The organism is Micrococcus lylae NBRC 15355 (genome assembly GCF_001570885.1).
Taxonomy (GTDB): domain Bacteria; phylum Actinomycetota; class Actinomycetes; order Actinomycetales; family Micrococcaceae; genus Micrococcus; species Micrococcus lylae.
In genome coordinates, this window is record NZ_BCSN01000003.1 from 1 (window position 1) to 20957 (window position 20957).

Consider the following 20957-nt stretch of genomic DNA (forward strand, 5'->3'; position numbering starts at 1 on the left):
AGCAGCCCGGGAGACGGCGCACGGGAGACGGCGCACGGCAGGGCACCGTCAGAAGTGGCTCTCCCCGCTCAGGTGCTGAGCAGCAGCAGGGGCACCTCACGCTCCGCGCGGGTGGGCGAGCCGTGCTGTCCGACCATCTCGAAGGCGTGGGCACCGACCCGGCGGCCGTCGTAGAGGGCCAGGTCGCCGTGGGCGGCGATGAGCAGGTCGCCGATGCGCGGGCGCACCCGGTCCGCGACCTTGGCGCCGAACCAGCCGGCGGCCACCGCCTCGTCCCGGGTCAGGACCCATGCGTGGGCGCCGTGGGCGGCACGCCAGGCCTCGGCCACGGCGGCGCGGCGCTCGGCGGAGACGTCCGCCCCGAAGTGCAGCTGCACCAGGCGCGGCTCCCCCGCCGTGTGCTCCACGCCGTCGAGCAGCTCCGGGAAGCGCAGACTCCCGTCCTCGAGCACCTCCGCGTAGTCGAGCCGACGGGAGTCGGGCACGTCCACCATCCCGTGGTCCCCGGTGATGCCGAGGGTGGAGCCGGGCGGCATCCGCTCGTGCAGCCGCTTCAGCGTCGTGTCGACCTCCTCGAGGGCATGGAGCCAGGAGTCGGAGCCCAGGCCGTCGCGGTGACCGGCCTTGTCCAGCTCGTTGAAGTACAGGTAGACCAGGGCTGGCTGCCGGGCGCTGTCCAGCACGCCGAGGGCCAGCTGCATGCGGGCGGCCATCGTGGAGCCGGCCCGGTACTCGCCGCCGCGCAGGGCGGCGCGGGTCAGCGCGGAGCCGGCGAACAGAGGCAGGGAGACCGTGACCACCGCACAGCCGGCCGCCTCGGCCCGCTCCAGGACGGTGGGCAGCGGCTGCCACTGCTCCGGGACGGTGGCCGGGTCCCAGCCGCCGAGCATGTTCACCACCACGCCCCGCTCCGGATCGAGCACGTCATAGCCGACCACGCCGTGCACGCCCGGCTCCTCGCCGGTGCCCAGGCTGGTCAGGGAGGCCGCGGTGGTGGTCGGCACGGGCACCTGCAGGACGCGGCCGTGGGACTCCATGGCGGACTTGAGGAACGGGGCGTGACCCCCGAAGCGGCGCAGCACGTTGCGGCCGAGCCCGTCCACCAGTGCGACCACGGCACGGCGCGTCTGCGGCCAGGCCAGCGCGTTGTCCAGCCCCTCCACCCCGAGCGCCGCGGCCGCCGAGGCCATGACGGAGCGCAGATGCCGCTCGGACGGGACGACGCCGGCGGGGACGGGTGCGCTCATGCGACCGCCGCCAGGTGGACGCGGCGCAGGGTGCGGGCGAACGCCAGGGCGTCCTCGACCGCGGCACGCCCGTCGGCGTCCGCCGCCACGCGGATCACGAGGTCCTCGCGCGTGGAGGTGCCGGTATAGCCGTGGTCCGCCTCGCAGTTCGGGTCGGCGCAGCCGGCCGGCTGCAGGTCCAGGCGCTGGCCGCCGGCCCACTGCACGGCCAGCGTCATCTCGGCCACCGGGTCGGTGGGGCGGAACCGCTCGGGCTCGGCGTGGCCGGTGGTGATCACCACGGAGCCGATCGCGGACACCGGGACGAGCTCCGTGGAGATCTGGGCCAGCATGCGGCGCCCCTCGGTGTCCAGCGGGTGGTCGTCCAGGTGCGCGGCCACCACCACGTCCTCACACACCACCAGCACGGTGATGTGGCGGTGGATCTCGTCGTAGTCGAAGTGGGTGTCCACGTGCACCAGGTGGGCCAGTGGCTGCCGCCCCTCCAGCTCCTGGGCCAGGTGGTGCGCCACCAGGTCCGGGTAGAACCCGGCGCGGGCGAGCGATTCGGTCAGCGACGGACCCGAGCCCACCGTCCAGCGGCGGCCCTGTTCGGCCGCGCCCAGGCGGTTCAGCGGTGAGCGGTGGTCGTCGTGCTCGTGGTTCCTGCGCAGCGGGGTCATGGGCTCCATGCTATCGGCGCCCGGTCACCTGACCGCCGCATCCACAGGCGACGCCCTGGCGGCGCCGAGGGGCGTCGTCCACGAGGTCAGTCCCCGCGCATGGCACGGCGGGCGGAGTCGGTGCGCTGGCCGGCGTCCGCGACGTCCACCTCGGCCTGCAGCACCGTGACTCCGCCGGGGCCGGCCAGGACGGGGGCGAACCTCAGGCGGGCGACAGACGGCAGGTCGTCCTTGAGGGCGGCCACGCGGGAGACGAGGTCCTCCAGGGCCCCCATGTCCGCGGCGGGCACACCGCCGTGGGCCTGCAGCTTGGACGCGGCACGCGGGGCGCGGACCATCTGGGAGACGTCACCGGAGGTCAGCGGCGGGACGCGGTGCACCCAGTCGTCCAGCAGGTCGGTGGCGTCGCCGGTGATGCCGAAGGACACCACGGGGCCGATCAGCGGGTCCTCCAGGGCCGTGACGGTGACGGCCTGGCCGGCCGGCGCCATGGCCTGCACCTCGAGCTCGGTGACGCCGAAGGCCTTCAGCGCCTGGCGCATCTGTTCCACGTTGCGGCGCAGCGAGTCCGCGTCCGTGATGGACAGCCGCACACCGCCCAGGTCGAGACGGTGGCGCAGGTGCGGGTCGACCGCCTTCACGGCCACCGGGAACCCGAGGCGCTCGGCCGCCTCCACGGCCTCATCCGTGGTGCTGAAGCGCTCGGACGGGAGCGTGGAGATGCCATAGCAGTCCAACAGGCGCGCCGTCTCCTCCGGGGTGAGACGGGTCAGCTCGGTGCCGTTGTTGCCGCGGGCCACGGCGGCCTCCACGATCTCCTCCGCGGTGTGGCGGTCCACGCCCTCGAGCTCGATCGGCTCGCCCATGTCCTCGTCCCGCCAGTCCACGTAGGTGGCCAGGCGGCCGAGCACGCGCAGGGCCTTCTGAGGGGACGGGTAGAACGGGACGCCCGGCTGCAGGGCACCGGGCTCGGCGTCGTCGTCCAGCGGAGCCGAGCCGGCGAGCAGCGCACCGGAGTATTCCGGGTCCACCACATCGGTGAGGCAGACCAGGACCGGCACCTCGGCGCCGCGGGCGGCGTCCGAGAGTTCGCGGGCCAGATCGGCGGGGACCTCGGCCGACTGGTGCAGGCCGGCGCGGGCGATGACCACCACGGCGTCGGCGCGGCCGTCGGCGAGCGCGGTCTCCAGATCCTTGCGGACGGCGTCTGCGTGGCGGGCGGTGCCGTCCTCGGCGGAGGCGAGGCCGACGGTGTCCACGACCTCGAGGCCCTCGGCGGAGGCGGCGTCCCGGGCGAGGCGGTCCAGGGCGAGGGAGTCGCCCACCAGGAGCACACGGCGGCCGCGCGGCAGCGGTTGGGAGGCCAGGGCCTGCATGAGGTCCATGAGCTCCTCGTGGGTGATGACCTCGATCGCGCCGGTCTGGTCCAGCATGGAGTCCACGGTGCCCTCGGGTGCCCGGGTGGTGCGGGTCTCGTGGCCCGGGGGCAGGTTGCGTCCGGTGACGTCCGAGCGGACCACCACGACCGGCTTGGTGCGGGAGAGGCGGCGCGCGATCCGGGAGAACTTGCGCGGGTTGCCGAAGGACTCGAGGTACACGCCCACGGCGGCGGTCTGCGGGTCGTCCTCGAAGTACTGCATCGCGTCGTTGCCGGAGACGTCGGCACGGTTGCCTGCGCTGATCACGGTGGACACGCCGATGCCGCGGCGCAGGGCGGAGGAGGCGAGCATCGCGGAGATCGAGCCGGACTGGCTGAACAGGCCGATGCGGCCGCGAGCCGGCATGCCGGGCGCCGGGGAGGCGTTCAGGCGGATCTTCGGGTCGGTGCAGATCACGCCGAGCGAGGCAGGACCGATGATGCGCATGCCCTCCGCGCGGGCGCGGGAGACGAGCGCGCGCTGGGCGGCCACGCCCTCGGCGCCGGCGTCCGCGTAGCCGGAGGTGAGCACAAGGATCCCCTTGACGCCGTGCTCGGCGCACTGCTCGACGACGCCGGGCATCTCGTCCACGGGGACGGCGGCCACCACGAGGTCGACCGGGCCCGGGATGTCCTTCACATGGGCGTGGGCGGGCACACCGCAGACCTCGAAGGCCTCGCGGTTGACGGCATGGACGTCCCCGGTGAAGCCGCCGGCGAGGATGTGCTCGAGGACCACGTGGCCGACCGACTCGGGGTGACGCGAGGCGCCGACGACCGCCACGGAGGACGGGTTGACGATCTCGGAGACGGACCGGGCCTCGGCGCGGTGCTCGCGCGATTCCATGACGGCACGCCAGCGGGCGGTCGGGTCGATGGGGAACTCGACGGCCACGACGCCGTCCTCGAAGCGACGGGCGATCTCGAAGCCGGACTCCTGGAACACGGAGAGCATCTTGCGGTTCTCCGGGAGGACCTCGGCGGTGAAGCGGCGGATGCCGTTCTCGCGGGCGGCGACGGCCAGGTGCTCCATGAAGATGGAGCCGAGGCCGCGGCCCTGCGCGTCGTCGGCGATGTTGAACGCCACCTCGGCGACGTCCTGGTTCGGGTAGCGGTCGTAGCGGCCGACGCCGAGGATGCGGCCGCGGCGCTGGACCACGAAGGCCACGCGGTCCTTGTAGTCGACGACGGTGAAGCGCTTGAGGTCCTTCTTGGACAGCTGCGACTTGTACGTGAAGTAGCGCAGGTAGATCGACGACTCCGACTGGCCGCGGTGCATGGCCTGCAGGCCGTCCGCGTCGTCCGGAGTGATCGGCCGCAGGCGGGCGGTGGTGCCGTCCCTGAGCACGACGTCCGCCTCCCAGTGGCGGGGATATACAGGCTTCTGACGCTTCTCACCCATAGGATTCAGCCTAGACAATCTCCGAACCGTTGAGGACTCCCGAAGCACCATGACAGCCCGATCGACCCGTTCCCGCTCGGCCGGTGGCGACGCCCCGCAGCCCGTTCCCGTGGAGCAGGAGAACATCGTCGACGTCGACGTCGCGCAGGAGATGGAGGGCTCGTTCCTCGAGTACGCGTACTCGGTGATCTACTCCCGCGCCCTGCCGGACGCCCGCGACGGCCTGAAGCCGGTCCAGCGGCGCATCCTGTTCATGATGTCCCAGATGGGGCTGCGCCCGGACAAGGGGCATGTGAAGTCGGCGCGCGTGGTCGGCGAGGTGATGGGCAAGCTGCACCCCCACGGCGACGGCGCGATCTACGACGCCATGGTGCGCATGGCCCAGCCGTTCTCCCTGCGCCTGCCGGTGGTGGACGGCCACGGCAACTTCGGCTCGCTCGACGACGGTCCGGCGGCCCCGCGCTACACCGAGGCCCGCATGGCTCCGGCGGCGCTGGCGATGACCGCCGACCTGGACGAGGACACGGTCGACTTCGTCCCGAACTACGACAACCAGTTCACCCAGCCCGGCGTCCTGCCGTCGGCCTACCCGAACCTGCTGGTCAACGGTGCCTCCGGCATCGCGGTGGGCATGGCCACCAACATGGCCCCGCACAACCTGCGTGAGGTCGTCGCCGCGGCCCGCCACCTGCTCGGGCACCCGGACGCGGAGCTCGCGGACCTGATGGAGCACGTCCCCGGCCCGGACCTGCCGTCGGGCGGCCGGATCGTGGGCCTGGACGGGGTGAAGGACGCCTACGCCACCGGCCGCGGCTCCTTCCGCATGCGCGCCACCGTCGCCGTGGAGCAGGTCACCGCCCGCAAGACCGGACTCGTGGTCACCGAACTGCCGTACGGCGTCGGCCCGGAGAAGGTGATCGAGCGGATCAAGGACGGCGTCAACGCCAAGAAGATCACCGGCATCTCCGACGTCGTCGACCTGACGGACCGCAAGAACGGCCTCAAGCTCGTCATCGAGCTCAAGTCCGGGTTCAACCCGCAGGCGGTGCTCGCCGCGCTCTACAAGCACACGCCGCTGGAGGAGACCTTCGGCATCAACAACGTGGCCCTCGTGGACGGCCAGCCGCAGACCCTGGGGCTGAAGGAGCTGCTCCAGGTCTACGTGGACCACCGCCTGTCCGTGGTGCGTCGCCGGACCGAGTACCGCCTCGGCAAGAAGAGGGACCGGCTCCACCTGGTGGAGGGCCTGCTGCTGGCCCTGGTCGACATCGACGAGGTCATCGAGATCATCCGCACCTCGGACGACGCCGCCGCGGCCCGCACCCGCCTCATGCAGGTCTTCGACCTCACCGAGGTCCAGTCCAACCACATCCTCGAGCTGCGCCTGCGCCAGCTGACCAGGTTCTCCCGCATCGAGCTCGAAGCAGAGCGGGACGAGCTGGCCGCCGCGATCGCCGAGCTGGAGGCCATCCTCGCCTCGGACGCCCGCCTGCGCGAGGTCGTCTCCGGCGAGCTGGCGGACGTGGCGGCCGAGTACGGCGACGACCGCCGCACCCGGCTGCTCGACGCCGAGAACCTCGCCTCCCCCACCGCCTCCGCCCCGGCGGCGAAGGAGGCCGGGGCCGTCGCGTCCCCGATGATGGTCGCGGACACCCCCTGCTGGGTGCTGCTGTCCACCGCGGGCCGCCTGCTGCGCACCGCGGACCGGACCCCGATCGCCCCTGTCGGCCGCCGCCACAAGCACGACTCCTACACCTCCGTGGTCCCGACGACGGCCCGCGGCGAGATCGGTGCCCTCACCTCCGCAGGCCGCCTCCACCGCCTCCAGGTCGTGGACATCCCCGCCGCCGCGGAGGCCTCCGCCTCCCCGGCCATGGCCGAGTCCGTGCCCGCCAAGGAGTTCGTCCCGCTCGAGCGCGGCGAGTCCCTCGTCGCCCTCGTCCCCCTGGACGCCGTCCTGGCGATCGGCACCGCCCGCGGTGTGGTCAAGCGCGTCCGCCCACAGTGGCCGCTGAACCGGGACGTGTTCGAGGCCATCACCCTCAAGGACAGGGACGCCGTGGTGGGTGCCGCACCCGCAGTGCAGGACGAGGACCACCTGGTGTTCGTCACCGCCGCCGGCCAGCTGCTGCACTATGAGGCCTCGCTGGTCCGTCCGCAGGGCCCGTCCGCCGGCGGCATGGCCGGCATGCGTGTGGCGGACAAGGACACCGTCCTCGCGTTCGCCGTCGCCCCGGCCGGCACCGTGGTGCCCGAGGCCGAGCTGTCCTCCTCCGAGCGTCCGGCCGTGGTGGTCACCGTGGCCGACGGCCAGTCCGACCTGCTCGGCTCCGCGCCCGGGTCCGTGAAGGTCACCCCGCTCGGCGAGTACCCGACCAAGGGCCGCGGCACCGCCGGCGTCCGCGCCCACCGGATGCTCAAGGGCGAGAACGCCGTGGTGCTGGCCTGGGCCGGCGCCTCCCCCGCCCTCGCCGCGTCGAAGGCCGGCGTCGCCCGCGCCCTGCCCACCGAGTTCGGCCGCCGCGACGGCTCGGGCGTCCCGGTGGACCAGAGGATCGAGGCGATCGGCTCCGGCGCCTCGCCGATCCTGGTGGCCGCCGCCCCTCAGGCCGACGACGCGGTGGAGGTCTCGGCCGAGTGAGCGTCGCGGTGCAGGTCACCGCTCCGGCACCCGGGGCTGACCTGCCGAGCGCGTGGACGACGACTCACTGCGCGCCGTGACGGCCCCTGACGCGGCGTCGGGTCACCGCCGGCGGTGGCCGTGCTCGGCCCCGAGCCGCAGGACCACGTCGGCGTCCGCCACCAGCGCCTCGTCATGGGTGACCGTCACCGTGATCCTCTCCCCCAGGCCCGCCACCAGATCCTGCATGAGCGCGTGGCCCTCGTCGCGGCCGAGGTGCGCCGTCGGCTCGTCCAACAGGACCACATCCGCCCCGGCCAGCAGGGCCCGGGCCACCGCGAGACGCTGACGTTGCCCGCCGGACAGTCGCCGGCCGCCCGGTCCGACCCGGGTGTCCAGCCCGTCCGGCTGTGCCGCGAGCCAGCCGTCCAGCCCGACCCGGCGCAGGGCGTCTGTCAGCTCCTCCTCGTCCGGGGCCTGCTGCGGGTCTCGGGACAGCGCCAGGTTGCCGCGCACGGTGGAGTCGAACACGAGCGCGTCCTGCGGCGTCCACGCCACCCGGCGCAGGCGGTCCGCCGAGGGCCTGGTCCCGGCCTCGGCTCGGCGCCCCGTGCCGGCCGCGTCGGCGCCCGGCCGGCACACCGGGGCCGTCCCGGGCCCGAGCTCCGGCCCCGCCTCCTTTGACTCCACCTCTTCCGACTCCGCCGCGGTGAGCAGCGCATAGCGGCCCTGGGCAGGCGGGAGCAGGCCGAGCAGCACGGACAGCAGCGTGGACTTGCCGGAGCCGGACGGCCCCACCACCCCGATCCGCTCGCCCCGCCGAGCACGAAGGTCCAGGCCGGTCCAGACCGGCTCCTGTGCCCCCGGATGCCACGCGGCGGCGTCCTCGAGCAGCAGGGTCTCGACGACGGTGTCGGCCTCGACGACGGTGTCGGCCTCGGCGGCGGATGTCGGACGCCCCGATCCGGTCGGCTCCGGCCCAGCCAGCAGTGGCGCGACGGCGCGGCCCCGATCCCGCAGCACGGGCAGCTGCGCCGCGGCGGTCCCCAGGGCGGCCAGCGGCTCGGCCCAGCTCAGAGCGATAAGGACGGCCAACGCCGCGGCCGGAGCGGCGGTGCCGGTGTCCAGGGCGGCCTGGGCGGCGGCCAGGGCGGACGCCGAGGACGCGGCCACGGCCAGGGCCGCCCCGAGCCCGGCCGCGCGGGAGGCGCGGCGTGCCGGGGCGTCCAGCTGCTCGGCGGTCCGGTCAAGCCTCTGCAGGGCGCGCTCTGCCAGGCCGTTGGCGTGCAGGTCTGCCGCTGCCTGAAGCAGGCGGGTGACGTGTCCGAGCAGCGCCGAGCGTCGCGTGGCGGCGGCCCCGGAGGCGGCCCGGTCGACGAGCAGCACCGCCGCGGGGACCAGCACCAGCCCGGCGGCCGCGACGGGCAGGGCCGCCGCGGCCGGACCGGGGGCCAGCACGGAGACGATCGCGGCCGTGACAGCCCAGGCCAGCAGCGCCGCCGGGACCGGGACGAGGACGCGGGGCACGGCGTCGCGCAGTGCGTCGACGTCCGCGACGAGCGCGGACAGGGCCCCGTCGGCCCGGCTGAGCCGGCGGAAGGCGGCGGGATCCGCGCCGAGGCGGTCCCAGATCCGCAGACGCAGCCGGCCCGCCCACGCCAGCACCGCGTCGTGGGCGGACAGCCGCTCCAGGTAGCGGCAGACGCCGCGGGACACGCCGAACGCCCGCACCAGCACGATCACGGCCAGCAGGTACAGGATCGGCGGCTGATAGGCGGCCATGACGATCAGCCAGCCGGACAGACCGGCCAGCAGCGCGGCGGACAGGTGGGTCCCCACGGCCCAGCCCACCGCCGCCCACAGCCTGCGGGCGCCCCAGGGCAGCAGCCGGAGGACGTGGCGCCCGCGCGGGACACGCTGTGCGGTGGAGGCGACCGGCGGCCCGGTGACGGCCGCATCGATGCCGGCATCGGCCACGGCGGCCGTCGGCGGCCGCCCTGATCCGGCGAGGGCGGGGTCGTGGGATGCGATGAGCAGGGCGACCGGCGGCAGGGACATTCCGGGCACCCGGTCCGTCCTGATCGTCAGCAGCAGTCGGCGCACCCGGTCCGCCGCCGTCTCGTCCAGGTGGGCGGTGGGCTCGTCGAGCAGCACCAGCCGAGGCGCGCCGTCCGCGTCGTCGTCGCCCGTCTGCGCGAGCCGGGCCAGCAGCCGGGCCAGGGCAAGACGACGCCGCTCCCCGGGGCTGAGGTCGTCGACCGGGCGCTCCGCCAGGTCCGCGCGAAGGCCCACCGCCTCCAGAGCGGACCGGGCCTGCACCGGGTCCGCCCCCGCCAACGCCAGCTCCTCGGCGCCCGTGGGGGCGGCGAACTCCGGATGCTGCCCCAGCCACAGGACGCGTCCGGGCTCGGGCGCCCGCACCGTGCCGGCCACACGGACGTCGTCGTCGCGGAGCAGCCCGGCCAGCAGGTGCAGGACGGTGGACTTGCCGGTGCCGGACCCGGTCGAGAGCACCCGGGCCTCGCCGGCGGGCACGGACAGGTCGAGGCCGTCCACCACCCATGGCCCGGCCCCGTAGGCGATCCGCAGCCCGTCCAGGGCCAGCACCGGCTGCGCAGGGTCCTCACCTGCGTCGTCTGCGCCCCGCAGCCGGTCCAGGGCGGGGACACGCAGCGGCTCGTGCAGGCGGGCGTCGATGCGGTCCCGGGCCGCCTCGGCATCCTCGGTGGCATGGAAGGCGGCACCCAGGTCCCGCAGCGGCAGGTAGACCTCGGCGGCCATGACCAGGACCACCAGCCCCTCCGCGAGCCCCAGGCTCCCGGAGACCAGACGCACGCCGATCACCACGGCCACGACCGCGACGGACAGGGAGGCGATCAGCTCCAGCGCAAGACCGGAGACGAACGCGGTGCGCAGGGTGCCCATCGTGGCGGCCCGGTGCCGTTCGGAGACCCTTTCCAGAGAGCGCCGCTGCACCCCGGCCCGGTGCAGGCCCACGAGCACCGGCAGCCCACGGGCGAGCTCGGCCAGCTGGGAGGAGAGCCGGGCCAGTCCCGCGGCGGAGTCGGCGATGCGCTCGGCGGTGTGCCGGCCGATCAGGACCATGAACAACGGCACCAGCGGCAGGGTGAGCAGCAGCAGCAGCGCGGACAGCGGATCTCGCAGCAGCGCCCACCCGATCAGCGCGGGTGGGACCACCGCTGCCGCGGCCAGGGCGGGCAGCACCCGCGCGTGGTAGTCGTCCAGTCCCTCCAGGCCGCGGGTCGCCACCACCGCGTCCGGGCCCACGTCCTCGCCCAGGGCGTCGGCCTCGTCCAGGCGGCGCCGCAGCAGCGCACGGCGCAGGTCCGCCTGCACCTGCAGGGAGGTCCGGCGCCCCAGCGCCGGAGCGATCGCCTCCGCCGCCGCACGCAGCAGGGTGCCCGCCGCGCCCAGCAGCAGGGCGAGGCCGACCTGGTCCGCCTCCACTGGCCCGGCAGGGGCCGGCGGGCGCAGGAGCAGGTCGAGCAGGTCGGAGGCATCGGGGACGGGCAGGGCCGCAGCCAGCCCGGTCAGCAGCCGGGTCAGCGCCTCGGCGAGCAGGATCCATCCGCCCGCACGCAGCACGGCGCAGCCCAGCAGGGGGACCAGCAGCCGCCGGGAGGCGGAGTCTCGGGGAAGGGGGCCGGAAGACCGAGGTGCCCGGCCGTCGTCGGGACGACTCACACCGGGCGGACCGCGTGGGCCGTGGGGATGTGGGTGACAGCGATGCGGCGGCGGAAGGTCCAGTAGGACCAGGCGGTGTAGGCCAGGACGATCGGCACGAAGACGACCGTCACCCACGCCATGACGGTGAGCGTGTAGGCGCCCGACGAGGCGTTCTCCACGGTGAGGCTGTACGCGGGGTCGATGGTGGAGGGCAGCACCACCGGGTAGACGGCGGTGAACAGGGCGGCCACGCCGGCGGCCAGGAAGCCCGCCATGCCGGCGAACGTCAGGCCCTCACGGCCGGCACGCGCCCACATCCAGGCCGCCGCCAGGGCCACCACGGCGAGCACCGTGAGCACCCACGGCAGGACGGCGCCGCGGCGGGCGACCACGAGCACGACCCACAGGGCCAACGGCGCCACGAGCACCGGGAGCCAGCGGCCCAGCACCCGACGGGCCGCCTCGCGTGCGGCGCCGTCGGTCTTCAGGCCGAGGAATGCCCATGCCTGGGCGATCGCGTAGAGGACCACCGCCACGCCGCCGAGCAGCGCGTACGGGGTGATCCAGACGAAGGGGCCGCCCACGCGGTCGCCGTTGGCGTCCAGCGGCAGGCCGGTGGTGGTCAGGGCGAGCATGGCGCCCACGGTGAAGGCGGCCAGCAGCGAGCCGCCGGCCAGGCAGGCGTCCCATACGGCGCGCCCGGCGTCGGTGATCGCCTTGCCGCGGTACTCGATGGCCACGGCGCGCAGGATCAGTCCCACCAGCGTCAGCGTCAGCGGCAGGTAGAGGGCAGAGAACAGCGAGGCGTACCAGTGCGGGAACGCCGCGAAGGTCGCGCCGCCGGCGGTGAGCAGCCACACCTCGTTGCCGTCCCACACGGGACCGATGGTGTTGAGCAGCTGGCGCCGGGAGCGCTCGTCCCGCGCCCACAGGCGCATGAGCATCCCGACGCCGAGGTCGAAGCCCTCGAGCAGCAGGTAGCCGAGCCAGAGGACTCCGATGAGGGCGAACCAGATGGTGGGCAGGGTCTCTGCCATGGTGACGTTCTCCTTGGGTCCCGATCGCGGGTCAGTAGGCGAAGGCGAGGACGTCGTCCTCGTCGTGGTCGTGGTCGGCGGGGTCCGCGTGCTCGTGTGCGGTGAGCTCCGGCATGCCGGCGGGCACACCGCCGCGCACATAGCGGGCCAGCAGGACGACCTCGACCACGAGCAGCGTGCCGTAGAGCAGGGCGAAGACGATCAGGGACACGAGGATCTCGAACCCATCGACGCCCGGGGATACCGCCGCGGCGGTGAACATGAACACCTGGTCGCCGGCGGGCAGGGCGGGGTTCGGGGCCACGACGAACGGTTGGCGGCCCATCTCGGTGAACACCCAGCCGGCCATGTTCGCTCCGAAGGAGCCTCCGATGGACAGCACGGCCACGCGCATCCAGTTCCGGCTGGCCGGCACCGTCCCCCTGCGCGTCATCCACAGGGCGCAGGCGGCCGCGAGCGCTGCGAGGCCGCCGAAGGTGATCATCAGACGGAAGCCCCAGTAGGTGACCTCCATGAGCGGCTGGTAGTCGATCTGCATGCCGGCGCGCTCGCCGTACATGGGGTCGTCCGGCAGGTGGGTGCCGTACTTCTGCTCGTACTCGGGGATGAGGGTGGTGACGCCCTTCACCGGGGTCGTGAAGTCCTCATAGGCGAGGTAGGACAGCAGGCCCGGGATCTCGACCACTCCGACGACGTCGTCGCAGGTGGTGGCGCCCGACCGGTTGGAGAGGTCGGCGAAGGAGAAGACCGAGAACGCGGTGCCGTCGTGGCAGGCCGCCTCCGCGGAGGCCATCTTCAGCGGCTGGTTCTCGATCATCTGCTGAGCCTGCGCGTGACCGGTGAAGGCGGTGCCGACGAACCCGATGATCGCGACCACGGCGCCGATCCGCAGGGAGCGGAGCCAGACGGTGTGGTCCTGGCGGTCACGGGCGGCCGAGCCGGTCTCCCCCACCACCACACGGCCGTCCGCGTCCACGGTGTCGATGCCGTCGGCACGTCGTCGCCACAGGTGGTACCAGGAGATGCCGAGCAGAAAGCCCCCGCCGACGGCGTAGGCGCCCATGAGGGTGTGCGGGAAGTGGGTCAGCAGGATCGGGTTGGTCAGCACCGCGCCGATGTCGTCCAGCACCGGGCGTCCGTCCACGACCCGGTATCCCACCGGATGCTGCATGAAGGCGTTGGCCGCCATGATGAAGAACGCGGAGAAGTGGGCGCCGATCACGGCCAGCCAGAGTGCGGCGAGGTGGACGGCCTTCGGCAGCGTCTTCCAGCCGAAGATCCAGGCGCCCAGGAACACGGACTCCAGGAAGAACGCGATGAGCGCCTCCATGGCCAGCGGGGCGCCGAACACGTCGCCCACGAAGCGGGAGTACTCGGACCAGGCCATCCCGAACTGGAACTCCTGCACGATGCCCGTGGCCACACCCATGATGAAGTTGATGAGGAAGAGCTTTCCCCAGAACTTCGTCATGCGCAGATACGCCTCCTTTCCGGTGGCGAACCAGGCGGTCTGCAGGACCGCCACGAGCAGGCCGAGGCCGATCGTGAGCGGGACCATGAGGAAGTGGTAGACGGTCGTGATGCCGAACTGCCAGCGGGCGAGTTCCAGGGGATCCATACTGTGAGACTCCAGGGCAGAGACGTGATTCCACGGTGTGGGACGTTCTCAGGATACCCCTGGGCCATCACCGGTCAGGCATGTGTCGAGTGGCTCCGATCACCCTCCTGAGGCCCTCGGTCCCCCCGGGGGATAGACTCGTTCTCCGGCCTGCCCGCTCGGCGGGCCCGACAGACGTGCCCCGAGCAGATTGGCCCAGGTAACCGAACGTGTCCGGCAACGCCAGCTTCGAGTACTCCCGCGCCGCCCTCCTGGCGGTGACCGAGGTCGAGGCCCCGAACGAGCTCACCTCCGATGAGCTGGACGTCCGTCTGGACGACGTCCTCAAGCGCCTCAAGCTGCCCAAGGGGCTGCTGCAGCGCGTGGCCGGCGTCCGCGCCCGCCGCAACTGGGACAGGCCGGGCGACTTCCAGGAGGCCGCCGCCCGCGCCGGCACCGCCGCCCTCGAGGCCGCGGGGGTGCGCCCGGACCAGGTCGGCCTGATCGTCAACACCTCGGTCACCCGCGCCACCCTCGAGCCGTCCGTGGCCGTCGGCGTCCACCACATGATGGGCCTGCCGACCTCCGCGGTGAACTTCGACATCACCAACGCCTGCCTCGGCTTCGTCAACGGCATCATGCTGGCCTCCTCCCTCGTGGACGCCGGCCAGGTCGACTACGCCGTGGTCGTGGCCGGAGAGGACGCCCTCAAGGTCCAGGACGCCACCGTGGAGAACCTGCACTCCCCGCAGACCAACCGCGGCAACTTCATGGAGCAGTTCGCCTCCCTCACCCTCGGTTCGGGCGCCGCCGGCGCGGTGATCGGCTCCGCCGAGGAGCACCCGGAGGGCCACCGCATCGTCCGCGGCGTCACCCGCGCCGGTTCCGAGCACCACCTGCTCTGCGTGGGCGACCACAACGGCATGTACACCGACTCCACCGGCCTGCTCGACGGCGGCCTCGAGCTCGTCATGGACGCCTGGAACGACGCGCCCGCCGACTGGGGCTGGAAGGACGCGGACCGGTTCATCACCCACCAGGTCTCCCAGCTGCACACCAACGCGATCGCGGAGGCCGCCGGCCTGGACCTCGACCGCGTCCCCACCACCTTCCCGACGCTCGGCAACATCGGCCCGGCGTCCCTGCCCATCACCCTCGTCCGCGAGCAGGACACCCTCGAGCGCGGGGACAAGGTCCTCTGCCTCGGCGTCGGCTCCGGACTGAACACCGCCATGCTCGAGATCCAGTGGTGAGAAGGAGGACCACGCCGTGAGCATCCCCGCAGCCGCAGCGACCATCCCCCCGATCGACAGGATGCCCGGGTGGGACCCGCAGTGGTCCCGCCTGCTCACGGTCCAGTCCCCCGCGGACCCGGCCGGCACCGTCCGGACCTTCCACATCGCGGACACCGGCCCGGCCCTGGCCGCGATGGGCGTGGAGGTGCACGGCACCATCCTCGCCGTCCACGGCAACCCGACCTGGTCCTACCTGTGGCGCTCGCTCATGCGCGCCACCGTGGACCAGGCCCGCGCCGGCGGCACCGCCTGGCGCATGATCGCCCCGGACCAGCTGGACATGGGCTTCTCCGAGCGCCTTCCCCACGCGCAGATGCCCCGCCCGGAGACGATGGGCACCGCCGACTCGGACTACCGCGGCCTCGCCGCCCGCCTGGACGACCTCACCGCGATCACCGACGCCCTGGAGCTGCCCGGCCTCGTGGCCGCCGGCCACCGCCTCGTGACGATCGGCCACGACTGGGGCGGCGTCGTCTCCCTGGGCTGGGCCGGCCGCCACGCCGAGCTGCTGTCCGGTGTGATGACGCTGAACACCGCCGTCCACCAGCCGGAGGGCGCCCCCATCCCGGTGCCGCTGCAGGCCGCCCTCGCCGGCCCCCTGCTGGCCAACTCGACCGTGGCCACGGACGCGTTCGTCTCCGTCACCACGTCCCTGGCCAGCCCGCAGCTGTCCCGCGCGGTGCGCGCCGCCTATCACCTGCCGTACACCTCTGCGGACCGCCGCGGCGGTGTGGGCGGCTTCGTGGCGGACATCCCCGCCACCGCCGACCACGGCTCCCACCCCGCGCTGCAGGAGGTCTCCGCAGGCGTGTCCGCCCTGGGCGCCGCCGACGTTCCCGCCCTGATCCTGTGGGGCGCAGACGACCCCGTCTTCCTCGACCGCTATCTCGACGACCTGCGCGACCGCCTTCCGGCCGCCCGTGTGCACCGCTACGAGGAGGCCGGCCACCTGCTCGTCGAGGACCGGGACCTGACCGGACCCGTCCTCACGTGGCTGGAGCTCCTGGACACCGGCATGCTCTCCTCCCCGGGATCGGGCCTGCCCGTGTCCCTGCCGGAGCCCGAGCTGCGCTACGAGGCGCACCCGTCCACCACGTCCCTGCACCTGGAGGACCTCGAGTCCCACGTCTCAGCCGGTGAGGAGGACGACGACGGCACCGCACCCTCCGGCCAGGACGTCCCCGCCGCCCCGGCGCAGCCCGCCTCCTCGTCCTCCGGACGCCGTCGCCTGTGGGACCAGCTGGAGGAATGGGGCGCGCCGGAGGCCTACAACCGCGACGCCACCGCCCTGGTGGACATGACCGGCGCCGCCAGCTCCCGAGCGATCGTGCGCCGGAAGCGCCGCCCCGTGGCCGTGAGCTGGGGCGAGCTGCAGGAGATGGTCTCGGCGATCGCCACCGGCCTGTGGGCCGCGGGGGTCCGCCCGGGGGACCGCGTCTCCATGCTCGTGCCGCCGGGCCGGGACCTCACCGCCGCCCTCTACGCCGTGCTGCGCCTGGGCGCCGTGGCCGTCGTCGCGGACCAGGGCCTGGGCATCAAGGGCATGACCCGGGCCATGAAGTCCGCCCGCCCGAAGTGGATCATCGGTCAGACCCCCGGCCTCACCCTCGCCCGGGCGCAGTCCTGGCCGGGCACCCGCTTCTCCGTGGCCACGCTGGGGGCCGCCCAGCGCTCCCTGCTGAACGTGGAGGACAGCCTCTACGCCATGGTGGAGCGCCACCGCGACCCGCACCGCGTCGGCCCGGTGGACGAGCAGGGCCAGATGCTGCCGGTCCCCGAGGAGCACCAGGAGGCCGCCGTCCTGTTCACCTCCGGCTCCACCGGTCCGGCCAAGGGCGTCGTCTACACCCACGGCCGCCTGGGCCACCTGGTGCGGCGCATCCGCCGCACGCTCGGCATCGAGCCGGGCTCGTCCCTGCTCGCCGGGTTCGCGCCGTTCGCGCTGCTGGGCCCTGCCCTGGGCGCCACCTCCGTGTCCCCGGACATGGACGTCACCAAGCCGGCCACGCTGACGGCCCGCGGCCTCGCCGAAGCCGCAGAGGCAGGCCAGTCCACCGTGCTGTTCGCCTCCCCCGCCGCACTGCGCAACGTCGTGGCCACGGCCGACGAGCTGGACGAGGCCGGGCACGCCGTCCTCGACCGGATCCGTCTGGTCCTCTCCGCCGGGGCCCCCGTCCCACCGTCCCTGATGCGCCAGGTGACCGCGCTCGTGCCGAACGCGCAGGTCCACTCCCCCTACGGCATGACCGAGGGCCTGCTGCTCACGGACATCGACGCGGACACCGTCCAGGAGCTCGTGCACGCCAAGGACGCCGGCGTGTGCGTCGGCACCCCCATCGAGACCGTGGAGGTCGCGATCGCCCCGCTGCTGGAGGACGGCTCCGCGGAGGAGGTCATCCTGGACCGCGAGTCCGGCTGGGGCGTGCTGGGCGAGGTCGTCGTCTCGGCGCCGCATCTGAAGGAGCGCTACGACGCCCTCTGGTACACGGACCAGCAGTCCAAGCGGGACAGCCTGTTCGGCGGCGGCGGGCGCGTGTGGCACCGCACCAACGACGTCGGCCACGTCGACGCCGAGGGGCGCCTCTGGATCGAGGGCCGTCTGCAGCACGTCGTGTCCACCCCTCACGGCCCGGTCGCCCCGGTGGGCCCGGAGGCCGCCATCGACGCCCTCGGCCCGGTCGACCGCTGCGCGGTCGTCGGCGTGGGCCCCGCCGGCACCCAGGCGCTGGTGGTCTGCGTGGAGGCGGCGAAGCCTGCGACCCGTCCGGAGAAGCGTGCCGGTCACCTGCGGGACGGCCGCCCGAAGCCGGGTCTGGCCCCCGCCGAGCTGGCGACCCAGGTCCGTGCGGCCGTGGCGCCACTGGCCGTCTCCGCCGTCCTCGTCACGGAGGCCATCCCCACGGACATCCGACACAACTCCAAGATCGACCGTGCCCGCATGGCCCGGTGGGCCGAGCACGTGCTGGCCGGCGGAAAGGTGGGCCATCCCTGATGTCACGCATGGGATTCGAGGTCGAGCTCGACGCGCTGGGCACTCCTCAGGTCTTCGAACAGCCTGAGGCGCACCGCGTCCTCGTCACCGGCGCCTCCGGCATCCTGGGCCAGGGCGTGGCACGGGCGCTGCTCGCCTCCGGCTCCGAGGTCGTCACCCTCCAGCGCCGCCCCTCCGGCGTCGAGGGCGCCGAGGACGTCCGCGGCTCCGTGGCGGACCCCGAGGCGGTCGCCCGCGCCATGGACGGCGTGGACACGGTCGTGCACGTGGCCGCCAAGGTCTCGGTGTCCGGCCGCGAGGAGGAGTTCGAGCTCGTCAACGTCGCCGGCACCCAGTACGTGGTGGAGGCCGCCAGGGACGCCGGCGTCAGCCGCATGGTGCACATCTCCTCCCCGTCCGTGGCGCACGCCGGCAGCTCGATCGTCGGTGAGGGGGCCGGCCCGGCCGACCCGGCCGCCGCGCGAGGACCCTATGCCCGCACCAAGGCCGCCGGCGAGCTGATCGCGCTGTCCGCCGACTCGCCGTCCTTCCACGTGCTCGCCCTGCGCCCGCACCTGATGTGGGGTCCCGGAGACATGCAGCTGACCGACCGCATCGTGCAGCGGGCCCGCGCCGGCCGCATGCCGGTGCTCGGCTCCGGCGCCGCCCTCGTCGACACCCTCTACACCTGGAACGCCGTCGAGGCCGTCCTGGCCGCCGTGACCGCCGCGGACCACACGCACGGCGAGTCCCTCGTGGTCACCAACGGGGAGCCGCGCCCGGTGGGCGAGCTCATCACCCGCATCGCCATGGCCGGCGGTGCCGCCCCGCCCCGCCTGCGCCTGCCCGCGGGCGTGGCCCGCCGCGCCGGCGCCCTCGTCGAGCGCGCGTGGGAGCGGAACCTCTTCGGCATGCGCCGTGCCACCGCCGACGGCGAACCGCCGCTCACCGAGTTCCTCGCCGAGCAACTGTCCACCTCCCACTGGTTCGACCAGCGCCGGACCCGCGAGGTCCTGGACTGGCGTCCCCGGGTGAGCATCGACGAGGGCCTCGAACGCGTCGCCGAGCACTACGCCGAGCGCTGACCCTCCGCGCCGGGCCGTCCCGGCCGCGTCCTACCGCCGGCGCTGGGCCGCGGGTCGGTCACGCCGCCGGCGTGTGCCTGCACGATCTGCGCGGCGATCTCACGGAAGCGCTCGATCGCCCCGGGAGGACTGAGGAGGCGGATGTGGTCGCCGAACTGGAGCAGCTGACGCACCGATTCCACATCCGAATAGTGGACGGTGATCGGGGTCCAGCCTTCCTCCGGGACACCCGCGGCGACCAGCCGGGTTCCGAGGATCCGCCGCGCCAGGTCCAGACGGGTCGAGCGCAGCATCGCCTGCACCTCGACGCCGGGGGTCGGTGAGAGTCCGGTGACCAGCTCGTGCCAGACCGATCGCAGATCGCTGCCGGGGCGCAGCACCGCGTCGTCCGTGAGGGCCTCGTACCGGTCGATGCGGCCGGCATGGAACATGCGGGGCGCGCCGCCGACGTCGGCCACGAGGTACCACGCGCCAGCCTTGTTCGCGAGGCCGTACGGATCCGCGGTGAGCCAGGTCCCGTCGGCCTGACCGCTGCGGCGGTAACGCAGGCGGATGCGTCGTCGCCGGCGCGCGGCGGTGAGAAGATCGCTCAGGTCTTGCTCCTGCCCCGCGGTGAACCACCCGGTGGGGTCGATGAGCAGGACCTCGGACAGCGGTGTCGTCTCGGGCGCCCGTCCCCGGAGGGCCACGGCCGTCAGTTTCTCCTGGGCACTCACCTGGTGCGCCTTGAGTCCGATCTGGTTCAGCAGCTCGGCATCCGGGCCGGCCGCGGTCAGCACCTGCAGTTCGCCCGGATCGAGGCGTGCCACGTCCAGCCGTGCCCGGCGGTCCAGCACGATCGCTCCGCCGCGGCCCTGTTCCGTGTGGATGGGCACACCCGCGGCCGACAGTGCCACAACGTCCCGGAGGATGGTGCGCGAGGACACCTCGAGGCGACGGGCCAGTTCGGCGCTCGTCATCCGCTCATGTGTCTGCAGGAGCAACAGGATCGACAGCAGCCGGGAGGACCTCATAGGCCGATCCTGCCAGAAGCATGACAGCAGATGTCATGTTTCCCTGCTCGAATGGTGGCTCCTGAACCACCGATCCGAGGAGCCACCATGACGGCACCCAACCTGTTCCTGAACTACGTGAGCGACGCCGAGCGGTCCACCGCCTTCTACAGCGACCTTTTCGAGATCGAACCGACCTTCACCAGCCCCCGCTATGTCGCCTTCGAGGTGGCCCCGGGAGTGCTGTTCGCCATCTGGACCGGCCGCAGCGAGAACGCGGTCGCCGGCACGCCTCGGACGAGCGAGGTCGGACTCATGGTCCCCGGCCCGGCGTCGGCCGTCGACGAGGTGTACCGGCGGTGGGCCGCCAAGGGCGTGCGGGTGGTCGAAGGGCCCTACGACGAGGTGTTCGGCCGCACCTTCGTGATCGCCGACCCCGACGGCAACCTCATCCGGGTCAGCCCCGTCGACTGACCGGCGGCCGGAGGCTGATGCGCCGCGTTCCCGTCACGGGGCGGCGCCCGGCCTCACCGGTCGGCGGGCGAGTCGAGCAGCACTGCACGGTAGCTCCGGTGGAAGAGGACGCCGACGACGGTGCCCAGCGCCACGGCCGCCGCGACCTGTAACGTCCCGCCCGGCAGTCCCGCGATCAGAGCCGGTCCGATGGCCGCCCCGAACGCCAGGGCGAGCGCGGCCGCGGCGGGCACCGTGTCCTGGGACGCCGAACCGCCGGCCGCCCGGAGCTCGCTGAACCGCCGCTGCACGGGGAGCAGGGCCACGACGGCGACGACCATCGCCACCACCATGCCCGCCAGGGCGGGCCAGTCCCCCACCAGCGCGCGGAGGCCGGCGCTCGTCAACGCGACGCCGACGCACACGGAGGCGACCGTCAATCGTCTGAGCACGGAAGGCTCTGTCACGGCGGCGAAGCTCATGTCCCCCACC

At 73.5% G+C, this 20957-nt stretch carries 13 protein-coding genes; 5 read left to right on the forward strand and 8 right to left on the reverse strand.

The features are described from left to right. Positions 1 to 68: 68 nt before the first annotated feature. The 3 genes from MLY01S_RS01365 to MLY01S_RS01375 form a co-directional block, all read right to left on the reverse strand. Positions 69 to 1247, reverse strand: coding sequence for an alkaline phosphatase family protein (locus tag MLY01S_RS01365; RefSeq protein ID WP_067188595.1), 1179 nt, complete (start codon positions 1245 to 1247; stop codon positions 69 to 71). Further along, positions 1244 to 1909: a DUF5998 family protein gene (locus MLY01S_RS01370; RefSeq protein ID WP_067188597.1), complete on the reverse strand. Its 666-nt coding sequence runs from the start codon at positions 1907 to 1909 to the stop codon at positions 1244 to 1246. The genes MLY01S_RS01365 and MLY01S_RS01370 overlap by 4 nt, the downstream gene beginning before the upstream one ends. A gap of 86 nt (positions 1910 to 1995) precedes the next feature. After that, positions 1996 to 4728: a bifunctional acetate--CoA ligase family protein/GNAT family N-acetyltransferase gene (locus MLY01S_RS01375; RefSeq protein ID WP_067188598.1), complete on the reverse strand. Its 2733-nt coding sequence runs from the start codon at positions 4726 to 4728 to the stop codon at positions 1996 to 1998. A 49-nt stretch (positions 4729 to 4777) separates the two neighbouring features. Here MLY01S_RS01375 and MLY01S_RS01380 point away from each other — a divergent pair, with 49 nt between their 5' ends. Beyond that, complete coding sequence (locus tag MLY01S_RS01380) at positions 4778 to 7369, forward strand: DNA gyrase/topoisomerase IV subunit A (protein WP_067188600.1); 2592 nt, start codon at positions 4778 to 4780, stop codon at positions 7367 to 7369. Between the two features lie 102 nt (positions 7370 to 7471). On the opposite strand, the gene MLY01S_RS01385 is transcribed toward MLY01S_RS01380, so the two are convergent. The 3 genes from MLY01S_RS01385 to MLY01S_RS01395 are packed head-to-tail and all read right to left on the reverse strand — an operon-like array spanning position 7472 to position 13690. Further along, complete coding sequence (locus MLY01S_RS01385; protein WP_067188602.1) at positions 7472 to 11053, reverse strand: ABC transporter ATP-binding protein/permease; 3582 nt, start codon at positions 11051 to 11053, stop codon at positions 7472 to 7474. After that, positions 11050 to 12072, reverse strand: coding sequence for a cytochrome d ubiquinol oxidase subunit II (cydB, locus tag MLY01S_RS01390; RefSeq protein ID WP_067188604.1), 1023 nt, complete (start codon positions 12070 to 12072; stop codon positions 11050 to 11052). Before cydB ends, MLY01S_RS01385 begins: the two co-directional genes overlap by 4 nt. A 31-nt stretch (positions 12073 to 12103) precedes the next feature. Further along, complete coding sequence (locus tag MLY01S_RS01395; RefSeq protein ID WP_067188606.1) at positions 12104 to 13690, reverse strand: cytochrome ubiquinol oxidase subunit I; 1587 nt, start codon at positions 13688 to 13690, stop codon at positions 12104 to 12106. A 209-nt stretch (positions 13691 to 13899) separates the two neighbouring features. Here MLY01S_RS01395 and MLY01S_RS01400 point away from each other — a divergent pair, with 209 nt between their 5' ends. From MLY01S_RS01400 to MLY01S_RS01410, 3 genes are read left to right on the forward strand one after another with little or no spacing between them, the layout of a single operon-like run. Next, positions 13900 to 14922 carry a 3-oxoacyl-ACP synthase III gene (locus tag MLY01S_RS01400; protein WP_067188608.1) on the forward strand — a complete coding sequence of 341 codons (1023 nt, stop codon included), beginning with the start codon at positions 13900 to 13902 and terminating at the stop codon, positions 14920 to 14922. Positions 14923 to 14938: 16 nt separating this feature from the next. After that, on the forward strand, positions 14939 to 17956 hold the full coding sequence (locus tag MLY01S_RS01405) for an alpha/beta fold hydrolase (protein ID WP_306301685.1): 3018 nt from the start codon (positions 14939 to 14941) through the stop codon (positions 17954 to 17956). Then, on the forward strand, positions 17956 to 19020 hold the full coding sequence (locus tag MLY01S_RS01410; protein WP_067188610.1) for an NAD-dependent epimerase/dehydratase family protein: 1065 nt from the start codon (positions 17956 to 17958) through the stop codon (positions 19018 to 19020). Before MLY01S_RS01405 ends, MLY01S_RS01410 begins: the two co-directional genes overlap by 1 nt. On the opposite strand, the gene MLY01S_RS01415 is transcribed toward MLY01S_RS01410, so the two are convergent. Continuing rightward, entirely contained in the window at positions 19005 to 20033 is a 1029-nt protein-coding gene (locus MLY01S_RS01415; protein ID WP_082739506.1) for a helix-turn-helix transcriptional regulator, read from the reverse strand. The two genes, MLY01S_RS01410 and MLY01S_RS01415, sit on opposite strands and share 16 nt — an antisense overlap. Positions 20034 to 20120: 87 nt before the next feature. On the opposite strand from MLY01S_RS01415, the gene MLY01S_RS01420 reads away from it, so the two are divergent. Then, positions 20121 to 20486 (forward strand): VOC family protein, encoded by a 366-nt coding sequence (locus MLY01S_RS01420; RefSeq protein WP_067188612.1) that lies wholly within the window; start codon positions 20121 to 20123, stop codon positions 20484 to 20486. A 53-nt stretch (positions 20487 to 20539) separates the two neighbouring features. On the opposite strand, the gene MLY01S_RS01425 is transcribed toward MLY01S_RS01420, so the two are convergent. Continuing rightward, positions 20540 to 20947: a hypothetical protein gene (locus MLY01S_RS01425; RefSeq protein WP_143745234.1), complete on the reverse strand. Its 408-nt coding sequence runs from the start codon at positions 20945 to 20947 to the stop codon at positions 20540 to 20542. Between the last annotated feature and the right edge of the window lie 10 nt (positions 20948 to 20957).

Bases quoted from the DNA above. Each gene is read 5' to 3' on its own strand.
- MLY01S_RS01370 (WP_067188597.1), bottom strand. From the start codon at position 1,909: ATGACCCCGCTGCGCAGGAACCACGAGCACGACGACCACCGCTCACCG.
- MLY01S_RS01380 (WP_067188600.1), top strand. From the start codon at position 4,778: ATGACAGCCCGATCGACCCGTTCCCGCTCGGCCGGTGGCGACGCCCCG.
- MLY01S_RS01420 (WP_067188612.1), top strand. From the start codon at position 20,121: ATGACGGCACCCAACCTGTTCCTGAACTACGTGAGCGACGCCGAGCGG.
- MLY01S_RS01375 (WP_067188598.1), bottom strand. From the start codon at position 4,728: ATGGGTGAGAAGCGTCAGAAGCCTGTATATCCCCGCCACTGGGAGGCG.
- MLY01S_RS01410 (WP_067188610.1), top strand. From the start codon at position 17,956: ATGTCACGCATGGGATTCGAGGTCGAGCTCGACGCGCTGGGCACTCCT.
- MLY01S_RS01365 (WP_067188595.1), bottom strand. From the start codon at position 1,247: ATGAGCGCACCCGTCCCCGCCGGCGTCGTCCCGTCCGAGCGGCATCTG.
- MLY01S_RS01425 (WP_143745234.1), bottom strand. From the start codon at position 20,947: ATGAGCTTCGCCGCCGTGACAGAGCCTTCCGTGCTCAGACGATTGACG.
- MLY01S_RS01395 (WP_067188606.1), bottom strand. From the start codon at position 13,690: ATGGATCCCCTGGAACTCGCCCGCTGGCAGTTCGGCATCACGACCGTC.
- MLY01S_RS01415 (WP_082739506.1), bottom strand. From the start codon at position 20,033: ATGAGGTCCTCCCGGCTGCTGTCGATCCTGTTGCTCCTGCAGACACAT.
- cydB (WP_067188604.1), bottom strand. From the start codon at position 12,072: ATGGCAGAGACCCTGCCCACCATCTGGTTCGCCCTCATCGGAGTCCTC.